This window comes from Pseudoalteromonas fenneropenaei, from assembly GCF_042643375.1.
Classification (GTDB): Bacteria; Pseudomonadota; Gammaproteobacteria; order Enterobacterales; family Alteromonadaceae; genus Pseudoalteromonas; species Pseudoalteromonas fenneropenaei.
Window position 1 is genome coordinate 18,484 of record NZ_JBHRSD010000047.1, and the last position, 21,932, is coordinate 40,415.

Annotated in this window: 13 protein-coding genes; 6 read left to right on the forward strand and 7 right to left on the reverse strand. The window is 45.4% G+C overall.

Features of this window, described 5'->3' with window-relative positions:
- Nucleotides 1–8: 8 nt before the first annotated feature.
- Complete coding sequence (locus ACFOEE_RS19535; protein ID WP_377128493.1) at nt 9–914, reverse strand: helix-turn-helix domain-containing protein; 906 nt, start codon at nt 912–914, stop codon at nt 9–11.
- Nucleotides 915–1,347: 433 nt separating this feature from the next.
- On the opposite strand from ACFOEE_RS19535, the gene exaC reads away from it, so the two are divergent.
- A complete protein-coding gene (exaC, locus tag ACFOEE_RS19540) occupies nt 1,348–2,868 on the forward strand; it encodes an acetaldehyde dehydrogenase ExaC (RefSeq protein WP_377128496.1) in 1,521 nt (506 codons plus the stop codon).
- A 137-nt stretch (nt 2,869–3,005) separates the two neighbouring features.
- On the forward strand, nt 3,006–4,646 hold the full coding sequence (locus ACFOEE_RS19545) for a methyl-accepting chemotaxis protein (RefSeq protein ID WP_377128499.1): 1,641 nt from the start codon (nt 3,006–3,008) through the stop codon (nt 4,644–4,646).
- 4 nt (nt 4,647–4,650) lie between these two features.
- On the opposite strand, the gene ACFOEE_RS19550 is transcribed toward ACFOEE_RS19545, so the two are convergent.
- Together ACFOEE_RS19550 and ACFOEE_RS19555 are read right to left on the reverse strand one after the other, a co-directional pair.
- Complete coding sequence (locus tag ACFOEE_RS19550) at nt 4,651–5,982, reverse strand: diguanylate cyclase domain-containing protein (RefSeq protein WP_377128502.1); 1,332 nt, start codon at nt 5,980–5,982, stop codon at nt 4,651–4,653.
- The gene (locus ACFOEE_RS19555) at nt 5,979–6,971 is read right to left on the reverse strand and encodes an ABC transporter substrate-binding protein (protein ID WP_377128505.1); all 993 of its coding nucleotides are present in this window, start codon (nt 6,969–6,971) and stop codon (nt 5,979–5,981) included. Before ACFOEE_RS19555 ends, ACFOEE_RS19550 begins: the two co-directional genes overlap by 4 nt.
- Nucleotides 6,972–7,370: 399 nt before the next feature.
- Between ACFOEE_RS19555 and ACFOEE_RS19560 the strand changes: the two genes are divergently transcribed.
- The 4 genes from ACFOEE_RS19560 to ACFOEE_RS19575 all read left to right on the forward strand — a co-directional run bounded on the left by ACFOEE_RS19560 (nt 7,371) and on the right by ACFOEE_RS19575 (nt 15,693).
- On the forward strand, nt 7,371–8,879 hold the full coding sequence (locus ACFOEE_RS19560) for a basic secretory protein-like protein (protein ID WP_377128508.1): 1,509 nt from the start codon (nt 7,371–7,373) through the stop codon (nt 8,877–8,879).
- 236 nt (nt 8,880–9,115) lie between these two features.
- Nucleotides 9,116–11,935, forward strand: a complete 2,820-nt coding sequence (locus tag ACFOEE_RS19565) for a TonB-dependent receptor domain-containing protein (RefSeq protein WP_377128511.1) — start codon at nt 9,116–9,118, stop codon at nt 11,933–11,935.
- A 65-nt stretch (nt 11,936–12,000) separates the two neighbouring features.
- On the forward strand, nt 12,001–14,079 hold the full coding sequence (locus ACFOEE_RS19570; RefSeq protein WP_377128514.1) for a basic secretory protein-like protein: 2,079 nt from the start codon (nt 12,001–12,003) through the stop codon (nt 14,077–14,079).
- A 108-nt stretch (nt 14,080–14,187) separates the two neighbouring features.
- On the forward strand, nt 14,188–15,693 hold the full coding sequence (locus ACFOEE_RS19575; protein WP_377128517.1) for an FG-GAP repeat domain-containing protein: 1,506 nt from the start codon (nt 14,188–14,190) through the stop codon (nt 15,691–15,693).
- Nucleotides 15,694–15,722: 29 nt separating this feature from the next.
- On the opposite strand, the gene ACFOEE_RS19580 is transcribed toward ACFOEE_RS19575, so the two are convergent.
- From ACFOEE_RS19580 to ACFOEE_RS19595, 4 genes are all read right to left on the reverse strand, one after another.
- Nucleotides 15,723–16,460 (reverse strand): hypothetical protein, encoded by a 738-nt coding sequence (locus ACFOEE_RS19580; RefSeq protein WP_377128520.1) that lies wholly within the window; start codon nt 16,458–16,460, stop codon nt 15,723–15,725.
- A gap of 187 nt (nt 16,461–16,647) precedes the next feature.
- Nucleotides 16,648–19,044: an ATP-binding protein gene (locus ACFOEE_RS19585; RefSeq protein WP_377128523.1), complete on the reverse strand. Its 2,397-nt coding sequence runs from the start codon at nt 19,042–19,044 to the stop codon at nt 16,648–16,650.
- Between the two features lie 96 nt (nt 19,045–19,140).
- Nucleotides 19,141–20,604, reverse strand: coding sequence for an amidase family protein (locus tag ACFOEE_RS19590; RefSeq protein WP_377128526.1), 1,464 nt, complete (start codon nt 20,602–20,604; stop codon nt 19,141–19,143).
- Nucleotides 20,605–20,723: 119 nt separating this feature from the next.
- Nucleotides 20,724–21,719 (reverse strand): carbohydrate kinase family protein, encoded by a 996-nt coding sequence (locus ACFOEE_RS19595; RefSeq protein ID WP_377128529.1) that lies wholly within the window; start codon nt 21,717–21,719, stop codon nt 20,724–20,726.
- Nucleotides 21,720–21,932: the final 213 nt, after the last annotated feature.

Below are 21,932 nucleotides of genomic sequence, written 5' to 3' on the forward strand. Positions count from 1 at the left end.
TGCCGCGCTCAATGCGTAGCTTGACACTCGGTTTGATAAGCTTTGGGTGAACGTGCAAAGGCCTGTTTAAAGCAACGGCTAAACTGACTTGGATGGCTAAACCCTAAATCGAATGCCACTTTGGTAACACTTTCGCCATTTTGCAAGCGCTGCTTAGCCAGCGCTAGGCGTTTTTGTTGCCGCCACTGCTCTGGAGTGCAATGCAGCTCAGCTTTAAATGCCGCGTAAAATTTACTGCGGCTCATACAGGCGATTTTGCATAGCGCATCAATCTCCACGACATCACACAAATGCTGTTGTAAGTAAGCTAAGGCCGCATATAAACCACATTGATCAGGCGTTGCTTTCACTTGCGACAAGATCCAATCGCGGCTTTGCTGCTGCAATAGCCTTGCGATTAACTCGTTTAATGCCAAGTCAATCAAGTAGCTTCGTTCATCGCCATTTTCACTGCATAAATGCAGCATTCGGGCGAGCAGATGTTGCGTTTGCTGATTGTGTTCGGTGTGTACCAGAGCGTGATGATACTGCAACGCGGGTGCTCGTTGAGCGGCTTTGGCGTTTAATTGCTGCGCGACAGCAGAGATTTTATCGCGGCTGATCTCAATGGCTAAACACGTGGTTGGTGTAGCTAAACTGGCACCGGGGAAATCAATGTAGACCTGCTGCGCAGGAGCGAGAACAAAACTCTGATTGGGTAAAAATGGCTGATGATAATCGCATTGCTCCACGTGCATGATCTTTTTGCCCGAGAGCATGCCGCAAAACAGCACCTCAGAGGAGGTCAATGCCACTCGCTTAGCATCGGCATAGGTGTCGTAAACGCTGAGCACCACATCGTCGGCGTTAAAACTCACGCGGTTCTCCACTAAACACCCAATTTTTTGTCTTTGTTTTTCAAGGTTTTTTAGCATTGTGGTACCCATACTTAGCGGTGGACGGACAGCTAACTAATTTGGACTGAGAGTTAAGTTTTTATGCCTTAGGTGGCGTATTGTCAATCTTCGGGCACAAATTATACCAATCCTCTTAATTAAGTGATCTATTTTGAGGCAAGCAAACCTTGTCGATTACAAGGCGAAAATTTTTCTATTTAGTTGTTCTAAATGAGAAATTTTTAACGCCGTTAGCGACAGCTTTGGTCCCTCAAAATGATCAAGTATTATTGAGGGTTGGTATTATTCAGCCCTAATTATAACTACACCCAAACTACTCGGAGTCGCTGGTCGGCGCAAGAGCGTACATCCCCATGAGCAGAGATAAACTATCTGATTGGGTTGAGCGAGCTTAGTCAACATCGCTGCGGTTTCAAGTAGGCAAGGTATAACAGCAAGTTGAGAGAAGACTATGATTTACGCCAATCCAAATAGCGCCGGTGCGCTAGTGCATTTTAAAGCTGAATATCACAATTACATTGGTGGCCAGTGGGTGCCACCGGTCAATGGCCAATACTTTGATAATTTAAGCCCAGTCAATGGCGAAGTATTTTGCCGTATCCCGCGCTCTGACAGCGCCGATATCGAACTGGCGCTGGATGCCGCCCATGCGGCGCGTGACGCATGGGGTACGACTAGCGTGACGGTGCGCAGCAATCTGCTCTTAAAAATTGCCGATATTATTGATGCCAATCGTGAGCTGCTGGCCGTTGCGGAAACTTGGGACAACGGCAAAGCCGTGCGTGAAACCTTAGCGGCGGATATTCCTTTGGCGGCCGATCACTTCCGTTATTTTGCCGGTTGCATTCGTGCGCAAGAGGGCAGTATTGGTGAAATCGACGAGCATACCGTAGCCTATCATTTTCATGAGCCTATTGGTGTGGTCGGACAGATAATTCCATGGAACTTTCCACTTCTGATGGCCGCTTGGAAACTGGCGCCCGCACTGGCGGCGGGTAACTGCGTGGTGTTAAAGCCTGCCGAACAAACACCAGCTTCAATTTTGGTACTGATGGAATTAATCGGTGATGTATTGCCTGCTGGGGTAGTTAACGTCGTCAATGGTTTTGGTAAAGAAGCGGGTGAAGCGCTTGCGACCAGTAAGCGCATCGCCAAAATTGCTTTTACTGGCTCAACACCTGTGGGTTCACATATTCTAAAATGTGCGGCTGAAAACATCATTCCTTCAACTGTAGAGCTGGGTGGTAAATCACCCAATATTTACTTTAGTGATGTCATGGCAAAAGACGATGACTACCTAAGTAAATGTATCGAAGGCGCGGTACTTGCGTACTTTAACCAAGGAGAAGTCTGTACTTGTCCATCGCGTTTATTTGTTCAAGAAGATATCTATGATGCCTTTATTGCTAAGGTAATTGAGCGCACTAAGCTGATTAAGCGCGGCAATCCGCTTGATACTGAGACTATGGTGGGTGCGCAAGCATCACGAGCACAGTTTGATAAAATATTGAATTATATTGATATAGGTAAAAAAGAAGGCGCTGAGGTGTTGATTGGTGGTGACGTTGAAGTGATGCAACATGAACTTGCCGCGGGTTATTACATTCAGCCCACTTTACTTAAAGGTCACAACAATATGCGGGTTTTCCAAGAAGAGATCTTTGGCCCTGTGATCTCCCTTTCAACCTTTAAAACTGCGGAAGAAGCCCTCGCGCTTGCCAATAGTACCGAGTTTGGCTTGGGCGCAGGGGTGTGGACGCGCGATATGAACCGCGCTTATCACTTTGGTCGCAAGATTCAGGCAGGTCGAGTGTGGACAAACTGCTATCACATGTATCCGGCCCATGCGGCGTTTGGCGGGTATAAAAAGTCCGGTATTGGTCGCGAAACTCACAAAAAAGCCTTAGATCATTACCAACAAACCAAAAATCTGTTGGTCAGCTACAGTGAAAACCCGCTAGGTTTCTTTTAGCCTTAGCGCCACTTCACCGCGCAAAGGCGTTGTTCACTTTGCGCGGTACTTAAGTCAAAGTACGCCACATTAAGCCACATTGAATGTCGGCTGATAGCGATTATACTTTTGCTATCAATCGACTATTGGAGTGGCCTATGTCACGTCTGAACGATTTATCTATCCGTACTAAGTTTGCAGTACCTGTTGTTGTAGTGTTTGTGTTTTTAATTGTCGTCAGTGCCTTTGCGTATCGTCAGATGCAGCGTTTGTCTGATGATTTAGCTGTAGTGACCAAAACCTATATTTCGGCGATTTCAGCGAGTTTAAACGCCGATAGAGATCTCTACCAAGCCGCAACGGCTGCACAACTTTACCTACTCAATCCGGACAACGACAAAATAAAGCAGCAAGCCAAAGCGGACTTTGACGAAAACGCCAAACAAGCGCTGGATAGAATGCAGCTGGTATTGGCGAATTTGGCTGATGTACCAGAGATTGTGACTACCGCGAAGGATTTTAACCGTGACTATAATACCTGGCTGAGTGAGGCGAAGCAGGTGTTTGTATTTGCTGACCAAGGTAATAGCACTCAAGCAAATGAATACAATACTGAAACAGTTGAAGTCAGCTTTCAGCGCTTACGCGATCACTACGATAAAATAGGCGAAATGACCTTAGAATTGGCACAAAATACCACTGCAGTTGCTGAGCAAAAAAATACCACAGGCCGAATGCTGTTTATCACCTTAGTGCTATTAGCTTCCTTGTTTGGCTTGCTCAGTGTCGTGTATGGGCCATTATTGGTGACTAAGCGTATCGATTCAATTGACGAAATGATCCAAAGCCTATGTCAGGGCGAGGGGGATTTACGAGGTCGGTTGGATACGTCAGGTCAAGACGAACTGACGGCGTTGGCCAAGTCGTTTAATCAGTTGATGGCAAACATTCAAGCTTTGATCCAACATGTGCAAAAAGATGCCTCGCAGTTAGAAGGCTCTGTGTCGCAATTAAAGAGTATTGCTACCCAAAGTCAAACCACCTCCCATGACCAACGCGCAAATTTGGATATGGTAGCAACGGCAATCAATGAAATGTCTCACGCGGTACATGAGATAGCCTCCAATGCGCAAGGCGCAACCAGTCGTACCAACGAAGTGCAGCAACATACGGATGTTGCTGAGCGCGTAATTGATAAGTCGGTAAGCAGTATTCAAGGTTTATCCGGCGCGGTGGAGTTTGCCAGTGAAGTTATTCAAAACTTGGCAATGGAATCAAAAAACATTGTGCAAGTGTTGGATGTGATCCGCGCTATTGCTGAACAAACTAACTTGTTGGCACTCAATGCGGCAATTGAAGCTGCCAGAGCGGGTGAACAAGGCCGCGGGTTTGCCGTAGTGGCAGATGAAGTAAGATCGCTTGCCAGCAGAACTCAGCGCTCAACTGAAGATATTCAGCAAATGATAGTAGGATTGGAGCGGGGTGTGGAGCAAGCTGTTGAAGCCATTAACCGCGGTAAAAATGAGGTAGGCGAGGTGGTGCAATTATCCAATGAAGCGCGTGAGGCACTGGCCAAGGTCGTTGAGCAATTACAGCTGACTAACGATACTATCTATCAAATAGCGACTGCGACCGAACAACAAAGTACTGTGGTTGATAATATTACCAATAACGTCAACTCGTTAAATAGCTTAAGTCAAACCGCGTTGCAATTAGTTAGTGATACCAATCAGTCATCACATTCAATAGGTACAGTTGCGACTGGGCTCAATCATAGCGTAGGTCGCTTTAAGGTTTAGTTCATCACGCCAAACGTTTTGGCTCGGTATGTAAGTGGTGGCAAAAGCAATGTGAACCGTGCAGTGCTTTTGCTTTATACATGGCTGTATCGGCCAAATGTAACAGTGCTTGCTGGGTTGTTGCCTCGTTAGGGTAAAGACTAATGCCGATGCTTACGTCAATCTCAAGTTTGAGCTGTTCGTAAAAGATTGGGCGGGTTAATTTATTGACCAATTGCTCGGCTTTGTCGGCTACCCCTGAAAAGTCCTTTTCAAGATTAAGGCAAACAACAAATTCGTCGCCACCTATACGTCCGCAAAAATCCGATTTGCGAATATTGTGTTGTAAACGTCTGGCAATTTCGACCAATATTGCATCGCCGGCGGGGTGCCCATAGGTATCATTAATGGCTTTAAATTTATCTAAATCAAAAAATAATAAGGCAAATTGCAGTTGTGCCCGTTGCGCCATAGCGATAGTGCGTTCAAGTTCTTGGCTAAATGCACGGCGATTGTAGATGCCGGTTAAAGGATCTCGTTCGGACAAAAAGGTTAATTTGGCTTTTTGTTGTTCTAGCAGTGCGGTCTGCGCTGCAACTTCTTGCGCTAAATGCTGTTTGGTCACAGTAGTTTTTTGCAGCGATGCTTTCATACGGTTAAACGCTTTAATAACGGTGGCAAATTCTTCGTCTTGATAGCGTGCGACAATACGGCTGTCTAAGTCTCCTTGCGAAAGTCTGGCAATGCCATCGGTCAATTGGTAAAAACCACCGCGTACGCGCTTGAGGATAAATAGCGCGATGATACTCACTAAAATGGCAAAAACTATCAGTGATAGTGCAGTAAAGAACAAGGTTTGGTGTTGTTGCGCTGCATTGTTACGCGCCAACTGTTTTTGGGCATCAAGCAGTGCCTCGCTCATGTCTTCCATCAAAATGTTATAGCGTGAATGTAGCAGTAACTGCGCCTTAGCTAACCTATCTGAAAAGTCTGGCTCTACAGGCAAGAGTTGAGTGAGTGTTACTTCGTGAGCTAATAACATAGCAAGATTACCGTTTAGTCGTATTAAAGGACTGAGTGCTAACTTAGGTTGGAGGAATTGATTTAATAAGGCATTTAGCTCCTGCTGAGCTAAAGAGACTCGTTGTAAACTTTGCTTATCTTTGTATTGCAAGTACATCCACAATTGGCCGTGTAAGAAGTCTACTTTTTTGTGAATTTTGATAATTTCATTCGCGTGTAGTTTGGCTTCATGTTGTTCTTCGGCGATATTCCAAAGTGCAAATGAGATCATCAACAATAGTAATGCAGTGGAAACGAATAGTAGTGTCAACTTGCGAGAAATCGAGTTCATCATTGCCACTCCAGCTGCTCATTGAGTACTTGCTGTAATGCATCGTAGTATAGATATTGTCGAAATGAGGGGAGTTCACCTTCAACTAAGCCGAGTTTGGTTGCCCAGCGCGCCTGTAATTGTAGCTCGGCGATAAGAGTATTACTCAAACTTAAGCGAAATACATAACGTTCCCATAACCATTGCATTTGTTTAAGTTCTAAATTTAGCGCGTTTGCGACCAGTTGTTGGGTTTGTAAGGGATGATCATGAGCCCACTCAATGGCGGCGTCTAACGCTTTGAGCAGTGCCACCACTTTGTGGTCATTTTCTGCTAAGGTTTGCGTTTTACTTACCAGATTAAAAGATAGGGTGTAGATCCCTGCTAGACTTAAATCGCGCAGTGGTTGCTGCGGGTTATGTTGTAATTGATAAGCCCAAGGCTCCCACACTGATATTGCCGCGACCTGATTGTCATTGAGTGCCGCTGAGAGTGCAACGGGGCTTAAGTACACTTTCGTAATATCGCTACTTTGCATGCCATGAGCGACCAGCATGGCATCAACAAAAAACTCGCTAGCGCTCCCAGCTACCAAACCAATGGGCTGTTCTTTTAGTTGTGCCATGGTTTGATACGGAGCATTTTTCTTGGTTAACAATCTGACATCACCCTCTGCTCGTACAAAGGTGCTGATCACCGCGATTTCTTGCTGTTTGTATATTTGAAACATCACCACAGAGTCAGAAAACGTGGCAAAGTCGACTTCGTTACGATTGAGCATATCGCTACACACAACGCCGCCAAGACAGGGTTTGATTGTGACATCTAAATCAAATTGAGAGAAAAACCCTTGCTGCTGAGCAACGATAAACGGCGTTGATAAAGGAGTTTGTGATACGCCGATAGTCAAGGTTGCGGCCTGACTGATTGCGCTAAAAATCCAGCAAAGCACAGCGGGCAATAATTTCAAAAAATGCCATTGTTCTTGCAAAGATACGCGACGCCATAACATTAAGACTTCTTCCTTAACCCTGTTTATACCCTGCTACTTGAAGCCGCAGCGCTGTTGGCTGCGTTAGCTCTCTCCAATCACACAGTAATTCTATGCTCATGGGGATGCGCTTACTTGCCGCCTACCTGCAACACCAAGTAATGTGGGTATAGTTGCAATAAAACGTTTAACAACCTTGCTCGTTGTTTGGGAATACTGTGTCCACGCCTAACAAGCTGAGTGTAGTCAGAAATCAGCAAATAGGTAGTTACAAGGCATTACAGTGCGAAGTTTTTTATCATTATTTATTATGGGAACGAGGTTTTAAGGGGCATGTGCTGAAAAATTAACGGCTTTCAGTTGAGTTTATATTGAATTCCATGGAACGATCCAATAATCTCATCCAAAAAGGAGCGATAAATGAAACAGACCACCCTAATTTCAAGCCATTGGGCTTGGCGGTTCACGTTAGGCGCAAGCTTATTGAGCTTGTCTTCTTGTGCTTTGCAAAATAACACGGCAACTTCCCCTGTGGTGCGCGATATCACTGATTATAAAGGTGAAATTACTGCCCAGTATGCAGACTTTATTCTCCATGAAGGTATTGCTCAGCTGTTTGATAAGGCGAAAAGTAGCAAATATTTAAGCGAACACGCAAAAGCTTGGGTGCAATTTTCCAGCGAAAATCAAGAAATAGTCAGCCGCTACAGCTTGACGAGCGCAGGCGATGCGCCAATGCGAGACTCAGCTACATGGCGTTTATTGGCGTCTCTGGATGGCAATAATTGGCAAGTATTGGATGAACAAAGCGGATTTGAATTTGCAGCGCGGGGCGAAACGGTGGCGTTTGAAATCGCTGATCCACGTCCTTTCAAACATTTTCGCTTAGATATGCAATCGCGAGGCGTGACTGAGTGGGGTGACAACTATCTCCAGTTGGCTGATTTTGCCTTGTTTGCTGCGACAGAATTGCCATTGGCGGATTTCAGCATCGATAAAAGCGTAACTACACTTGGCGAGCGAGTGACGCTTACGAGCCAGACGGCCAATCAACCTACTCAGCAGACTTGGACTATTCAAGCTGCGGGCGCATCAAATTCCGCGCTGATTTTACAAGGTGAGCAAGTTCAGTTTACACCTACTCTTCCTGGCAGCTATCACATTAATCTGCATGCAGAAAATCGGGTTGGAGAACACCAACTACAACGTGAAAATGCGCTTAAAGTGCTTGACCCTACCGCGCCTTGGTTAGGATTCACCCCTGCTCAAGTAGAAGTTCAGTTTGAAGATACCAGCTCGCTTGGCTATCAGCGTTTAGTGCGGTTGTTTCCTGATTTAACCCAAACCATCAATGCCGTGACGTTACAGCTTGTTCCCATGTTATATCGAGACTTTACACAAGTGCCTGATTTTTCAAAGGTCACATTTCAGCTGAAATGGATGGATACCATAGCTTATCGTAGTGGTGATGAGAGCAATATGATCATCGCGTTTAGTTCAAAATATATCACTGAGCGTTTGGCCGAGCAGCCAGATTCACAAGTGGAATACGAGCTGCTTGGGGTACTCTGGCATGAGCTTACCCATGGCTATCAGCTCTTTCCAAAAGATCGCCACTATGGCGAGCCGCAAGCCCATGCGTTTGTGGAGGGAATGGCAGATCTCATTCGTATTCAGGCCGGATTCCACAAAACCCGTGCGCCCAAACCCTCAGAATCATGGCTTGGTGGTTATACCAACACGGGGTTCTTTTTGGCTTGGTTGGCTGAGCAGCATTCGGAATTTGCCTTTCGTTTTAACCAAACGGCACATACGATAAGCCCTTGGAGCTTTGCTGCTGCAATTAAAGCGGTGACTAATGAAGACTTAGATGAGTTGTGGCAGCGTTATCAACAGAGTTTGAGCACTGAGCTTGCCAAATCTGAATAACATAGATGAAACAAAGTGCGGCTTGAGTTTACCGCACTTGTTTTTATTTAATCTTTTCGAACAAATATTTGACAAATGTACCTAGATAGATAAGTATTGGATCGTTCCATGAAAATTCGTTTAAATCCACTTTATTTGTAAGTGGGTTGACGGAGTTGTGCGCAGCAAAGTATTGAAAGTGATGCGACTTATAAATAAAAATTGGAACGTTACAAATCATCAAGGGAGCAATTTCAGTGTTTAAATCTCAACTTACCTTCGCACTTTCGCCTTTAGTTGTTGCGTTAGCGACTTCGTTTGCAGCCAGTGCTGAGGACGCAAATAATCAACAAACCACAGCAGAGCCGATAGAGCGCGTCTCGGTAACGGGCTCACGTTTGAAACGGGCTGACTTTGAGGGCGTAACCAATGTGGTATCGCTTTCTTCCGACGATATGGTAAAGGCCGGTTTTAGTAGTGTTTACGATGCGTTATCAAATTTAACCGCAGCGACTGGCGCCATTATTGGTGAGGTTGAAACTGGTTCGTATACGCCAGGCGCCAAGGAGCTTAACTTACGTGGCCTTGGTGCGGAATATACCTTAGTGCTTATTAACGGTAAGCGCATGGCTTACTACCCAATGGCGATTAACGGCGAAAAGAACTTTGTTAACCTAGATACTATTCCGATGGCGATGGTCGAGCGGATTGACATGCAAACCGGTGGTGCATCGGCGGTGTATGGCTCTGATGCAATGGGTGGGGTGATCAACATCATTACCAAAAAAGGCATTAGCGGTCATTATGTTGATGCGAAATTTACCACCGACACCTACGATACCGCAGATAAATTCAATGCAAGTTTAGTCGGTGGTTTGGCGTTTGATCGTTGGACATTAGATTATGCGTTTGAATTTAAACGTGAAGATGCGCTAAAAGCGGCTGACCGACCTTACCATGACAGTCTATGGGATTCACCTTCGCCGACTAAAGCGAAGGAATTGAATCGTTCTATTACTGTGTATTCGACAGACACCGCAACGCTCAATAATTACACGCGCGAATATTGTAATACCGCCACTAATCCGCATTCGCAGGCTGTGCAACATTATATTGCGCGTAACAACTATGGCTACAGCTGCGGCTGGGATGAAACGGGCGATAACCATTTAACCAACCAAGCCGAGTCAGCTACCGCGTACTTTAATAGCGAATATCAGTTACAAGACGACCTGCGTTTGTTCGCTAATGGTTTCTTTGTTGATCAAACCAAAAAAAGTGACCGTGGGCCTCTGTTTTTTATTGGTGATCCTTATTTTGATCCAGACTTAAAGCATAAAGATGGTAGTCAAGGCGCGGTGGTGAAGTACGCATGGCGCAAAGTGTTAGATTCAGAATACACCGACGATGGTCTTGGCCGCACCTACAAAGACAAAGTGCTTTCGTATAACTTTGGTTTTGAAGGAGAATGGCAAGACTACACTTATGCCGTGACGTTATCGCGCTCAGAAGTGTACTTTGACGACAGCTATATTGCCGCGACTGTTACTGGCAACAAACGTTTCTTTGGCGAAAAGTTAGGGGAGAAAGACGGCTTACCAATTTACCGCCCTGACTACGCATTTTGGTTTGGCGCTTTTGATAAGCAAAGTATTTTAGAGCTTGCGGATTATGCCACCTATGACAACGAAGCTTACAACACCAGTTTGACCGCTGAAATCGCTGGCGACTTATTTGAGTTACCCGCAGGTCCCGTGGCGTTTTCGGCCTATGTTGAGTATTTAAAAGAAGGCCTTGAAGCCAAACCGGATGAGCGTATTTTAAGTGGCGAGTTTTCAGGCCTAACCGGACTTACCACCCAAGGTGACCGCAAACGCTATGCAGCTGCAATTGAGATGGCAGTGCCAGTCATGGAAGGTTTAGATATCGAAGCCGCTACTCGTTATGACTATTACGATGATGAGTCAGACGTAGGTGGTGCAGTGTCGAGTCAACTAGGGGTTGTTTACAAGCCCACTGAGCAGCTGGTGTTACGCGCTGCGGGTGGCACGACCTTCCGTGGGCCAGATTTAGATGCTGTGTACAAAGGTTTTGCTGGGAACTTTGGCAGTACAGCTGACCGTACATTAGGTGATGCGTGTGTGCGCTTTTTACAAAGTGGTGATGCCGGTAGTTATAACGCTGCTGCATTAGAGGTAACTTGTTTGGATACGGATAGATCAAATCCAGACAAACCGACTGTGCAAGCCAACTATGAGTCATACCTATATGGCGACAAAACCCTCAAAGAAGAGACGGGTACAACTTTCACCGCAGGTGTAGTGTATGAGTTTGCTGAGTATCTTTCGTTTAACGTGGATTATTACGACATCACCATTAAAGACAAAGTACGTCGTTTAGGTGCTGGCGAAATTTTGCAAACGGATTATGAATGCCGTACCGGTCGGTATGATAGTAATTCTACTCTATGTACGAATGCGGCGGCGCGTATTACTCGTTTTGACGAAAATGGTCAGAGTTATGACCGGTTAGGTAAATTGCTCCGCGGTTCACCTTATTTGCCTGCCACTGTGGTGGAAGGTTATATCAACGCCAGTGAGCGCCAAAACGCGGGCGTCGATTTTGCGGTGCAAGGTAAGCTTGATAGCGAATACGGTGCTTGGGATTACAAAGTGCAAGTTTCGCAAGTGGTGAAGAAAAAAGAGCGGGTGATGGCGGGGGACGAGCTACTTGACTTACTTGATGATCAAGCAAACTTTGACTTTAAAACCATGGCAAATGCAAAGCTCGGATGGCAATACGACGACACAGCCGTAACACTCACCGCTATCTATAAAGGCAAAATGTGGAACAACGCCAACTATGGTGAGCGCCAACGTTTACCAGCGTGGACACGCTATAACCTTACGATTGCACAGCAAATTGGTGACGATTTACGTCTGCAATTTGGCATAAATAACCTGCTTAATGCCATGCCGCCACAGGATGAGACTTTTGATAGTTACCCCTTTTATCGCAAAGGGGCGTACGACACCTTCGGTCGTCAATTCTCGTTACGCGCTACTTACAACTTCTAACTCCTAAACACAGGTAAAGACGGTACAACCTGAATGGGTTTACCGTCTTAGACAGGTAAATAACAATGAAAAAAATCCAACTTACGTTTTTGGCTCTGACCATTTCTAGCATGTTGAGTGCATGCAATGATGGCTCTGGGTTTGTGTCTACACAGGAGAGCTCCACAGCTGCAACTCCGGCTGCGGGGAATGCTGCGTTACGCAATATGAGCGCTGACACAGGCGCGCAAATAAGTGCACCCGATGCGGTTGATTCACCCGCTGCGGAGTCGGTTGAAAACCTGCTTGATGGCAATGCAGCGACCAAGTTTCTGACCTTTAGCCCTATTGCTACAGTGGTGTTTCGTGCCGTAAAACCTGCGGTGATCAAAGGCTACAGCTTAACCTCGGCAGGAGATGCACCGCCGCGAGATCCTAAGACTTGGCTACTTGAAGCGTCAAGTGATGGTGAAACTTGGATCAGTATAGATAGCCAATCGGATCAGGTGTTTGCGACACGTTCAATGACGCGAAGCTACTCACTCAGCGATAACGAAACCTCTTATCAATATTTTCGGTTTAGCTTTGAAAACTCAGGTATCGACGAATGGGGCGGGAATTTGCTGCAATTAGCCGATTTAGGCTTAATTGTGGTGGCCGAGGCGCCATTGGTGAGTTTTACCACTACCACGCAAACGCCAGCAGTGGGTCAATTTGTAATTTTTTCTGATACGTCTTTGGTCAACCCCAGTAAATGGGAATGGCAGTTTGAAGACGGGACACCTGCAACTAGCAGTGAGCAAAATCCGTATGTGGTCTTTAATTCACTGGGCGCAAAAACCGTGTCGCTTAAAGCGAGTAACGACAAAGGCGACAGCGTGCTTGTACAAGACGATTATATCCGTGTTTGGAATGAGGCAGAGCCATGGGCTGGATTTGAGCCGCCGTCAGTAAGCTACGTGAAGCATTTGCCGGAGCATCAAGGACAACAAGCATTAGAACGAGTGCTGCCAAATCTAACGGAAGTTATCCAAGAAATATCACTTGGGGTCGCCAAAGTGCTGTACCACAATGTGACCGAAGCGCCGGTATTTAACTCAGTCCGTTTTGAAACTGGTGATTATGATTTCCCGGCGGCGAAAGGTGGCACTGATAAAGATATGGTGTTGATGTTTGATGTTAAGCACATCGCCAATCTCGCAGGTCAAAGTGATGACGCGATTCGTAATGAAATTATTGGGGTACTGTGGCACGAGCTCACTCATGGTTATAACCATACCCCAGCCAAAGGGGTGTATCAGGCAGGGCAAGAACTCCATTCCTATCTTGAAGGGCTGGCGAATTATGTACGTATTCAAGCGGGTTACCTTGAACATTATCGTGGCAAGATTGATTGGATCTACACCCACAATGAAGATGCTTACAATCAGACTTCATTCTTTTTAGAGTGGGTGGCAAAAACTAATCGCAACACAGACTTTATCCGTTTGTTTAATCAATCGGCCAAAACCATACCAAACTGGAGCTTTGATGCCGCCTTCAAGGCCATTTTTGGCCCAGCGCGTGGTATTGAAGCTGTGCTCAAAGAATATCAAACTTACTTACAAACCGAGCTGGGTATTGTTGCACCACTGCCGACGCCTGTCGCGGGTTATCGTAACTTTACTCAAGATGAAGGTGTAAGCATCAGCACCAATGCCACGCATATTGGTGTCTGGGGAGAAGGGCCCGAACAGCTTATCGATAACAACGTGAAGAAGAAATTTAACGCAGTACTAGAGACGCCATGGTGGCTATCACAGTATTTACCTCAACTATTGCCAATTAATGAGGTGAACTCTGTTGCCGTGACACTGACTTTACCCACGCCGCAGATATTGCAGAAATACTCAGTGGCAACGGGGAATGACAACGCAATGCGCGACCCAACCAGTTGGCTTGTGTATGGCTCGCAAGATGGCGAACAATGGACGCCTCTTGGTCACGGTGCTTATCCGCAAAACCCAACCCGTTTAACGACTTACCAATACGACTTAAGCAACAACAGCACAGCTTATGGGCATTATCGCTTTGAGTTTAGTAATAACCAAAGCGGCAGTGGAGTGGGAGGAGATAACGGACGTTTAGTGCAAATTGGTGAATTAGCGTTGCTCACCAAGCAATAAAATTATCAGGCGTCTGTGCACAGGAGGTGGCAGACGCCTGACAAAAAATGAACTAAATTGACCTATTGCACTCTATACTGAAACAAAAAACACAAGGTCAGTGTAAATATGGGTTTTCAAAGCGCTTCGTTGCCAACTAAGTTATTGTCGTTATTATTACTTGCCATAGTCCCAAGCTGCTTTACGCCCTCGGTCGCGGCCTTGAGTTATCAAACTCTCAATCATCAATCAAATTATAATATTAGTCGTCCTCCGATAGTGGCAGATGTCGCCCCATTGCCGGGCAAAGAAATTATTTTGATTGGCAGTGGCCTCAATCAAGCGCACCAAATCACAATATTGGCGCTGCAAAATGAAGCGCTCAGCGTGGTCGATGAATTTGCGATTGGTAAAAACTATTTTGCCGTTGATGTATTAGAGTCGGCAGCTGAGGGGGAAGTTGGATTATTTTTCCTCGCGCGCGACCATGTTGCCGCATATCGAGTGCCAACCAAAGCAGTCCCAGATAGACTCTCTTTGTACAGCGATGTGCATAGCTTTTATCAGCTTGGCGAGAATGGTTTTCTGGCCGAAATAGACTTTATTGCCGATCTTAATCAAGACCGCAAAGCGGACGTGATGCTACCCGCAATGGATCATTTTACTGTGTGGTTGAGTGGTCACCATGAGTTACGAAAGCACACTCTGCCTATTGCAGCAGCACGTAGTTTAGTGCGCAACGAGTTAGAAGTCAGGCCGCCCAGTGTGTTTTTCAAAACGGCTGAAAAGGCCAAAGTTTATGAAGTTACTCAGGGGCTGATTAGCCAATATACTTTATCTGGGGGTGTAAAAAGCCTTGCGATAAAAGTGGCTGATGATATTCATGGCGTCAACTGGTGGGATTTACGCGATGACAGCGGCCAATCTCCGGATCAAAGTGAGCTTAGTCACCGTGTAGTGGAAGACATTCTCGATGTTAACGGTGATGCTATTGATGATTTAGTGGTACGCTTTACCACCAGCAGTGGTGCGCTGGATAGACGCAATGATTACGAGTTTTACTATGGCAGCTTGGATGATAAGCAGCAGCTCTCTTTTAGCAGTAAACCGAATACTACCATACGTGCTGAAGGTACATTAGCTGGACTTGAGTTAATTGACATTAATCAGGATGGCAAGCTTGAGGTCTTAGTATCTGGCTTTGAAATTGGCGTATCACAAATCATTTCAGCGCTGTTATCAGGCAGCATAGCTCAAGATGTTTTACTTTACTGGCAAGATGATAACGGTGAATTTGGTAAAAAGCCCGCAAATGCCTTTGACACTGAGCTACGCTTCAGTTTGAGCAAGGGTAGAGCTGGTGATCCGCTCGTTACACTGGCTGATATGGACGGCGATAAACAGCTCGATTTGCTCTTAAGTGAAGGAGAAAACCGCATCTCCATCCGTCCATTAAAGGCGGCAAAGCAATTCTCTGCACCACTTAAAGTGAATGCGCCATTCCCGCAAGCAGGTAGTAATATCGTGGTGGCTGACCTCAATGCAGACGGCAAAGCTGAGCTGTTAATGGCATATGATAAGTTAGATGCGGTGAGCACCCGCAAATTATTACGAGTGCTGGTGAGTAAAGATTAGGACGCGACTATGCGCCTGAAGCGATATTGTTAGCTTACGCGATACTTACTGCGATAATAACGAGTGCTCCACAATATCGCTGCGGTGCCAATTACGGATGGGACTATCCACGAGATAAATATCCATTGCTCAGATAACAACACCGCAAGCACATGTCTGCCGCCTACTGCGCTGAAAGCGGTATACACACCAATTCCTGAACCCAGCATAGCACCTAAGTGTTCAATCACCCATTCGCGTGGTTTTAGTTCCTTTTTAAAGGTGTAGCGCAGTATTCCCGCAACAGATAGGATGCCTATCGTCGCGAAAATATTGAACAACATATTGTTTGCGATAATCCCCAAATACAAGGTATAGAGGCTAGATAGCAGCAAAGCTAAATATAAGCACAGCATATCGAAGCGACGTAGGCGCTGACGTGACGCTTTATCTTGGATAACCCGCATGCCATGGGTTACGCCCGTGAGGACTAGAAAAGATAGCATCAGCAAAAAGCTTGCAAATGCACGTGATTGTTCGATATACAATGCGGCTTGTTGCGGGTCGATAAAATGACGTGGATGCACTGTGAGTGGGTCCAGAATCACCAGAGCGCTACATAGCACGCCGCAACCCGCTACAACTTGCATACAGAGCGTATACCATTTGCCAGTGAAGTTATGTAACTTACTGCCTTTACTGGCTACCACAGGCACCCAGAATAACAAAAGTGCAATACAGCCAAGCGCAATGTGCGTATAAAGTGCAATATCAAAGAGAATTTTCATGATTGTCTCCACAAGGTCTACGACACCAGCATAAGGTGCACGTCCTTTTGGCGGCAGTCACGGATGTCACAACACCACAGTGACATCTGTCACGTTTGATCAATAATGTGAATTAACGGCTGTCTTTTCGCTAAAGCAAATCGCATGTGCTTGAAAGTCAAATGCCTAGGTTACTACTTGGGGCGAGCTAAGGTTTAAAAATTTGGTGTAAAAGTCCATACAGCAAGTAGAGTTCGATTGGTTTGGCCAAATGGGCATCAAAACCACAGGATAAATACGCTTTTTTATCCTGCTCCATGACATTAGCTGTCAGTGCCACGATGGGAATGGCTGGTAACTGTTGTTTGACGATACGACATGCGTCTGTGCCCGCCATAACAGGCATTTGAATATCCATTAGAATTAAGTCTGGTTGTAGCTCGTGAGCTTTAGCAACCGCTTGCTCACCATCATCAACAATATGGAGTGTGGCTTCGGTACTTTTTAACATCGTTTGGATCACAATCTGATTAATTTTATTGTCCTCGGCGATGAGAATAGTCTTACCTGTAAGCTTGGGTGCAGTAGCATGTTGGTGATTTTTGCTAGGTGCAACAGTGTCAGTACGAGGGAGCGGTAACAAGACCTCAAAGCGCGTACCTACACCTTTTCGACTGGATACGTTAATGTCGCCATGCATCATATTAATAAGATTTTTGGTGATAGCCATGCCCAACCCTGTACCGCCGAAGCGTCGAGTGGTAGAGCTATCGGCTTGCTTAAATCGGGTAAACAACTGTTGGATCGCCGCTTCATCCATGCCAATGCCGGTATCTTCCACTACAAATTTAATTTGATCTTTTCCATCACTCGTTTTTGCCAGCGCCACGCTGATTGTGACTAGCCCTTGCTCGGTAAATTTCACTGCGTTACTGGTTAAGTTAAGCAAAATTTGGCGAATACGGACCGCATCACCTTGCCAACCATCAGGGAAGTTTTGCTCTATTTGTTGCACTAAACCTATTCCTTTACTTTGCGCTACAGGGTTGAGATCTGAAATAACCGATTCAAAAATCTGCAAAATGCTGCAGTTGGTGGTTTCCAGTTCCAGCATATTGGCTTCGATTTTTGAGAAGTCGAGAATGTCATTGATGATAGTGAGTAGTGCTTTGGCTGAGTAGAGGGCTTTGTTGATTAATTTTTTGTGCCCAAGTTCTAACACCTCCTGCTCCAAAATTTGCAAGGTGCCATAAATGCCATTCATGGGGGTGCGAATTTCATGACTCATATTTGCTAGAAACTCACTCTTGGCGGTATTTGCTGTTTCAGCCTGTTCTTTCGCTTGTTCTAACATTGCTTGAGTATGGTGGCGTTCACGGCTGTCATGAATGAGACCGATAAATAACACGTTATTCTTCAGGGCTACGCGCGTTACTGTAATGTCGACTGGAAATACCTCGCCTGCGCGGTTTTGCGCCATCAGTGGGCGGGTCCTGCCAAGTACCCGATGTGTTGAACTGGAACTGGCTGCGATAAATTGCGCATGTTCATCAGCGATGGATTTTGGCATCAAAACGCTGACATTTTGCCCTTTGATCTCTTCTTCTGTGTAGCCAAACAGGGTTGTAGCGGCACTATTAAAGCGTTGAATGGCGCCTTCTTTGTCTATTATCACCACAGCATCCCCGATGTTTTCTATAAAGGCTTCCTGAATTTTTAGGTTGTCGGTCAATTCTCGTTTATGTTCTTCTAAATAATTATTTTTTTCGGTAGCGTAGCTCCAAAAAAAGAGCGTGATATCGAGTAACACAAAAAGCACAAAGCCGAGTAAGAGCACCAGATCGGGTAAGTTGGTTTCAAAATCTAAGAATAATTGCTCTTTGGCAATGAGTGTCAAGGTATAGCCTGAGTCGTCGAAAATAGTCGTAGTGGCCTTATTGAGGCTGCGGTCTAAGGGGTCAAAAGGTTCAGAGGCATAAAGAAGTCTATCATCAAATTGGATAGTGACGACGAAATGGTCCTGAAAGGGTTTAACGACCTGATTGAAAAACTCTTGAGCATTAAACACGCCCAACATATAGCCATCAAACTGGCCATTGCGCAGCCATAGTGGGGTTGCAATTAAAAAGCCCCGCACTTCTTGCACCAGATCAATCGGCTTGGACAATTGGCTTACTTTGGTATTTTTTGCCAGTGTAAGCAGGGTCTGACGTTCAGGTTCTGAATTAAGATTAAAATTGACTGCCTTTTCATTGCCAAAGAGAGGTACGACCCAGCGTACGACGCCATCGGCATCGACCCACTCCAAAGCCTGATACCAAGGTTGATCAACCACATAATGGGTAGCATCAATTCGCCATAGCTGCTCACTCGTACCATTTGCTTGGCGCCAACGGTCTGCAATGCGGTCAAGTGCTCGCTTTGTTCCTGTATAAAGCGCCATCACAGCAGTGTTAGCTCGATTCGCGTTGTCCTGCATATGACTGATAGCACTTTCGCGCTCATTCACCCTGAGGCTGTGCCAAATAAGCACGCAGACAATCATACCAATGGCAATTAAGGCAAATTTGGCGACGTCCAAACTTGCGGTGAAATAATCTTTCATCCTTATTTACATGCGCACTCTGAGTTTTGCCTTATATACAATAGCTTGGTAGAGCACATGATGGTTTGCAAGGTTTGTAAGGATAAAAAGTCCTGTTTACAATTTTGGTGCAACGCGCGCTTGGGTCATTTGCTCAAATTCACGGGCAAATGCTAAGACCTTATCGTCTTCACCCGGAAGGGCAAAAAAAGTCAGTCCTGATGGGATACCGTCGATACTTTGTAATGGCACTGTAATGGCTGGTGCGCCTATCATGGCGGCTAACCAAGTGCTGCTGCCAGTATAGTTATCACCTTCTTGTAGGTTGATAGGCCAAGCGGAGGCTGTAGTGGGGGCAACAAAAACATCGATTTTATATTTCAGTTTTAGTGCTTTAAGCTGTTCTAACGCATATTCATTAATAAGCGCCTTCGCCTCGGCATATTTGTCTTTATCTGTGGTGTTTAGTGCACTTTCTAGTAGGTCTTGCCGTGTGTCGCCGCGCAGTTGATTAAACGCCACCAGATCTTTGAGCGATTTGACGACAACATCTTGATTGGTATTGCGTAGATATTGACTCACATCTTGATTAAATTCGTAGAGTAAAATTTCGAACTCAGCTGCAAACAATTTATCCATGTTGTTAAAGGGTAAATGCTTAAGAATTTTCACACCGCGCACGGCAAACGCATCTAATGACTTAATTAACGCGGTTTGATGCGGCGCATAAAAATCTTGCATGGCCGTTAATAGACCCAAGGTTTTACCTGCCAAGGCAAGCTTTGGCATCAGGCTTGGCGCTATGTCGCCGGTGATAGCGGAGTAGACTAGAACGGCATCATCTACAGTGCGTGCCATTGGCCCTGCGGTATCTTGGGAATGGGCAATTGGGACAATACCTTGCTGCGAGATTTTGCTGAGAGTTGGTTTAAAACCAACAATGCCATTAAAGGACGAAGGGCATAAAATTGAGCCATCGGTTTCAGTACCTATTGCAACTAAGGTTAAATTGGCACTCACCGCAACTGCGCTACCTGAGCTTGATCCACAGGGTGTAAAGGCGGTGTTATAGGGGTTTTTGGTTTGCCCGCCAATTTCACTGTAACCACTGCTGCTTTTTAATGTTTTAAAATTTGCCCATTCACTTAAATTGGTTTTGCCAAGAATGATGGCACCTTCTGCTTTTAATTTGGCAACCAGCGGAGCATCTTGAGTGACTAGATTGCGTTGTAAGGCTTTAGCTCCAGCCGTGGTCACCATGCCAGCAACATCGATATTGTCTTTAATTAATACAGGCACCCCAAACAACATACCACTAGCCCTTCCCGCATTAAATGCAGTGTCGCGCTGCTTTGCTTCTTGCAACGCATTGGGGTTAAGGCTAATTACACTATTGAGCTTTGGGTCTATGCGCGCAATACGCTCAAGATAAAATGCCGTGAGTTGTTCGTAGCTAAGTTCGTTTTTTGCGCGCTTAGTTTGTAATTCGGCTATTGTGAGTTCATGAAAAGTGTCAGCAAATCCACACCAAGGTACAACTGTAATAAGTGAAATGATGAAAGAGACAATCCTTGCACGCATAAAAATTCTTATTAATTGATTTTGATGCTTAGTTATAACTGAATCAGACCGCGATTTATAGTAATAAAGCTGGTAAAAGTGATGAGAAAAATCAGTCCAACCTTGGACCGAATCACATGCTATCCCTGAGGAAGTGCCGAGCATGAAAGCTCGAAGGGAGTAAAATGGTGTGCAACATCGGCAAATTCAGGCATTGCAGGAAACGCGCCCTTACTAAGACAAGTGAACGAGCCACATTGCACCGCAAATTTAAGCGCTTGCTTCAGCAATTGGCGATTATCTAGTGCCTGCCTAAGCGGTAATTCATTGCGTAAACTGCTCTCGGTTAGGTGGAACAACAACGCGGCCACTAAGCTATCACCAGAAGCTGTGGTGTCAATCGCGTGAATTTCGGGTACAGAATACTGCCGCCAAATATCATCGCAAATGAGCGTTACCGGTTTATGCCCCGCAGAGATGACAAGTACCTTAACGTCGAATGATGACTGTAGCCAAGCTAAGTATTGTTCTGAACGCAGACCTTTTGCAGTTGCTAAATAACAGAGCTCTTCTTCGCTGAACTTCAAAATATCAACAAAATGAAAGCAGCGTTCAACGCTATCGGCCAGCTCTTGAACATTGGACCACAAGTTCTGCCTTAAATTCACATCAAAGCTGATAACTTGTTTGTGATGGTGCGCCATTGTGATCATCGCCAAAGTGGTATAAGCGCTGTGCGGATCTGTGAGCGTATTTGAGCAAAAGTGAAAAAAGCCATCGCTAGGCCAGTCAATATGCGCCAATTCAGTTAAAGGGAAACGTACATCAGCGGTATTGTGGCGATAAAAACTAAAACGTCGTTTACCTGTGTGATCTAATTGCACAAATGCCAGTGCGGTTTGACTGCAAGGTACGGTTAGCAATAAAGCGTCGTCAACCCGATAACGTCTAATCGCATGGCGCAGTTGTTCGCCAAACACATCATCACCTAGTCCACCGATAAATCGGCTGTTGCCGCCCAATTTAGCGTAACCCACGGCAACGTTAGCCGGCGCACCGCCAGCAATGGGTAGATAAGATCCTTCATTAGGTAGCATGTCTATTAAGATTTCCCCAAAACAGGTTAGTACAGCCAATTTTGCTCCTTAATAAACAAAGCATCATGCTAAGCAATAATGGCCTGATGTGCCAAATCTTGCATTCTTAATTGATTAAGTAATATATCAAAGTAATGGCTACTGACAATGTTTTTTTGTACTTTATTTAAGCGTGATTTCTCCCACCCAACAGAGTTTGTAGTTCACTTTAATAGCTAACACCAATCTATTGAAGATACTCCGTTTTAGCAC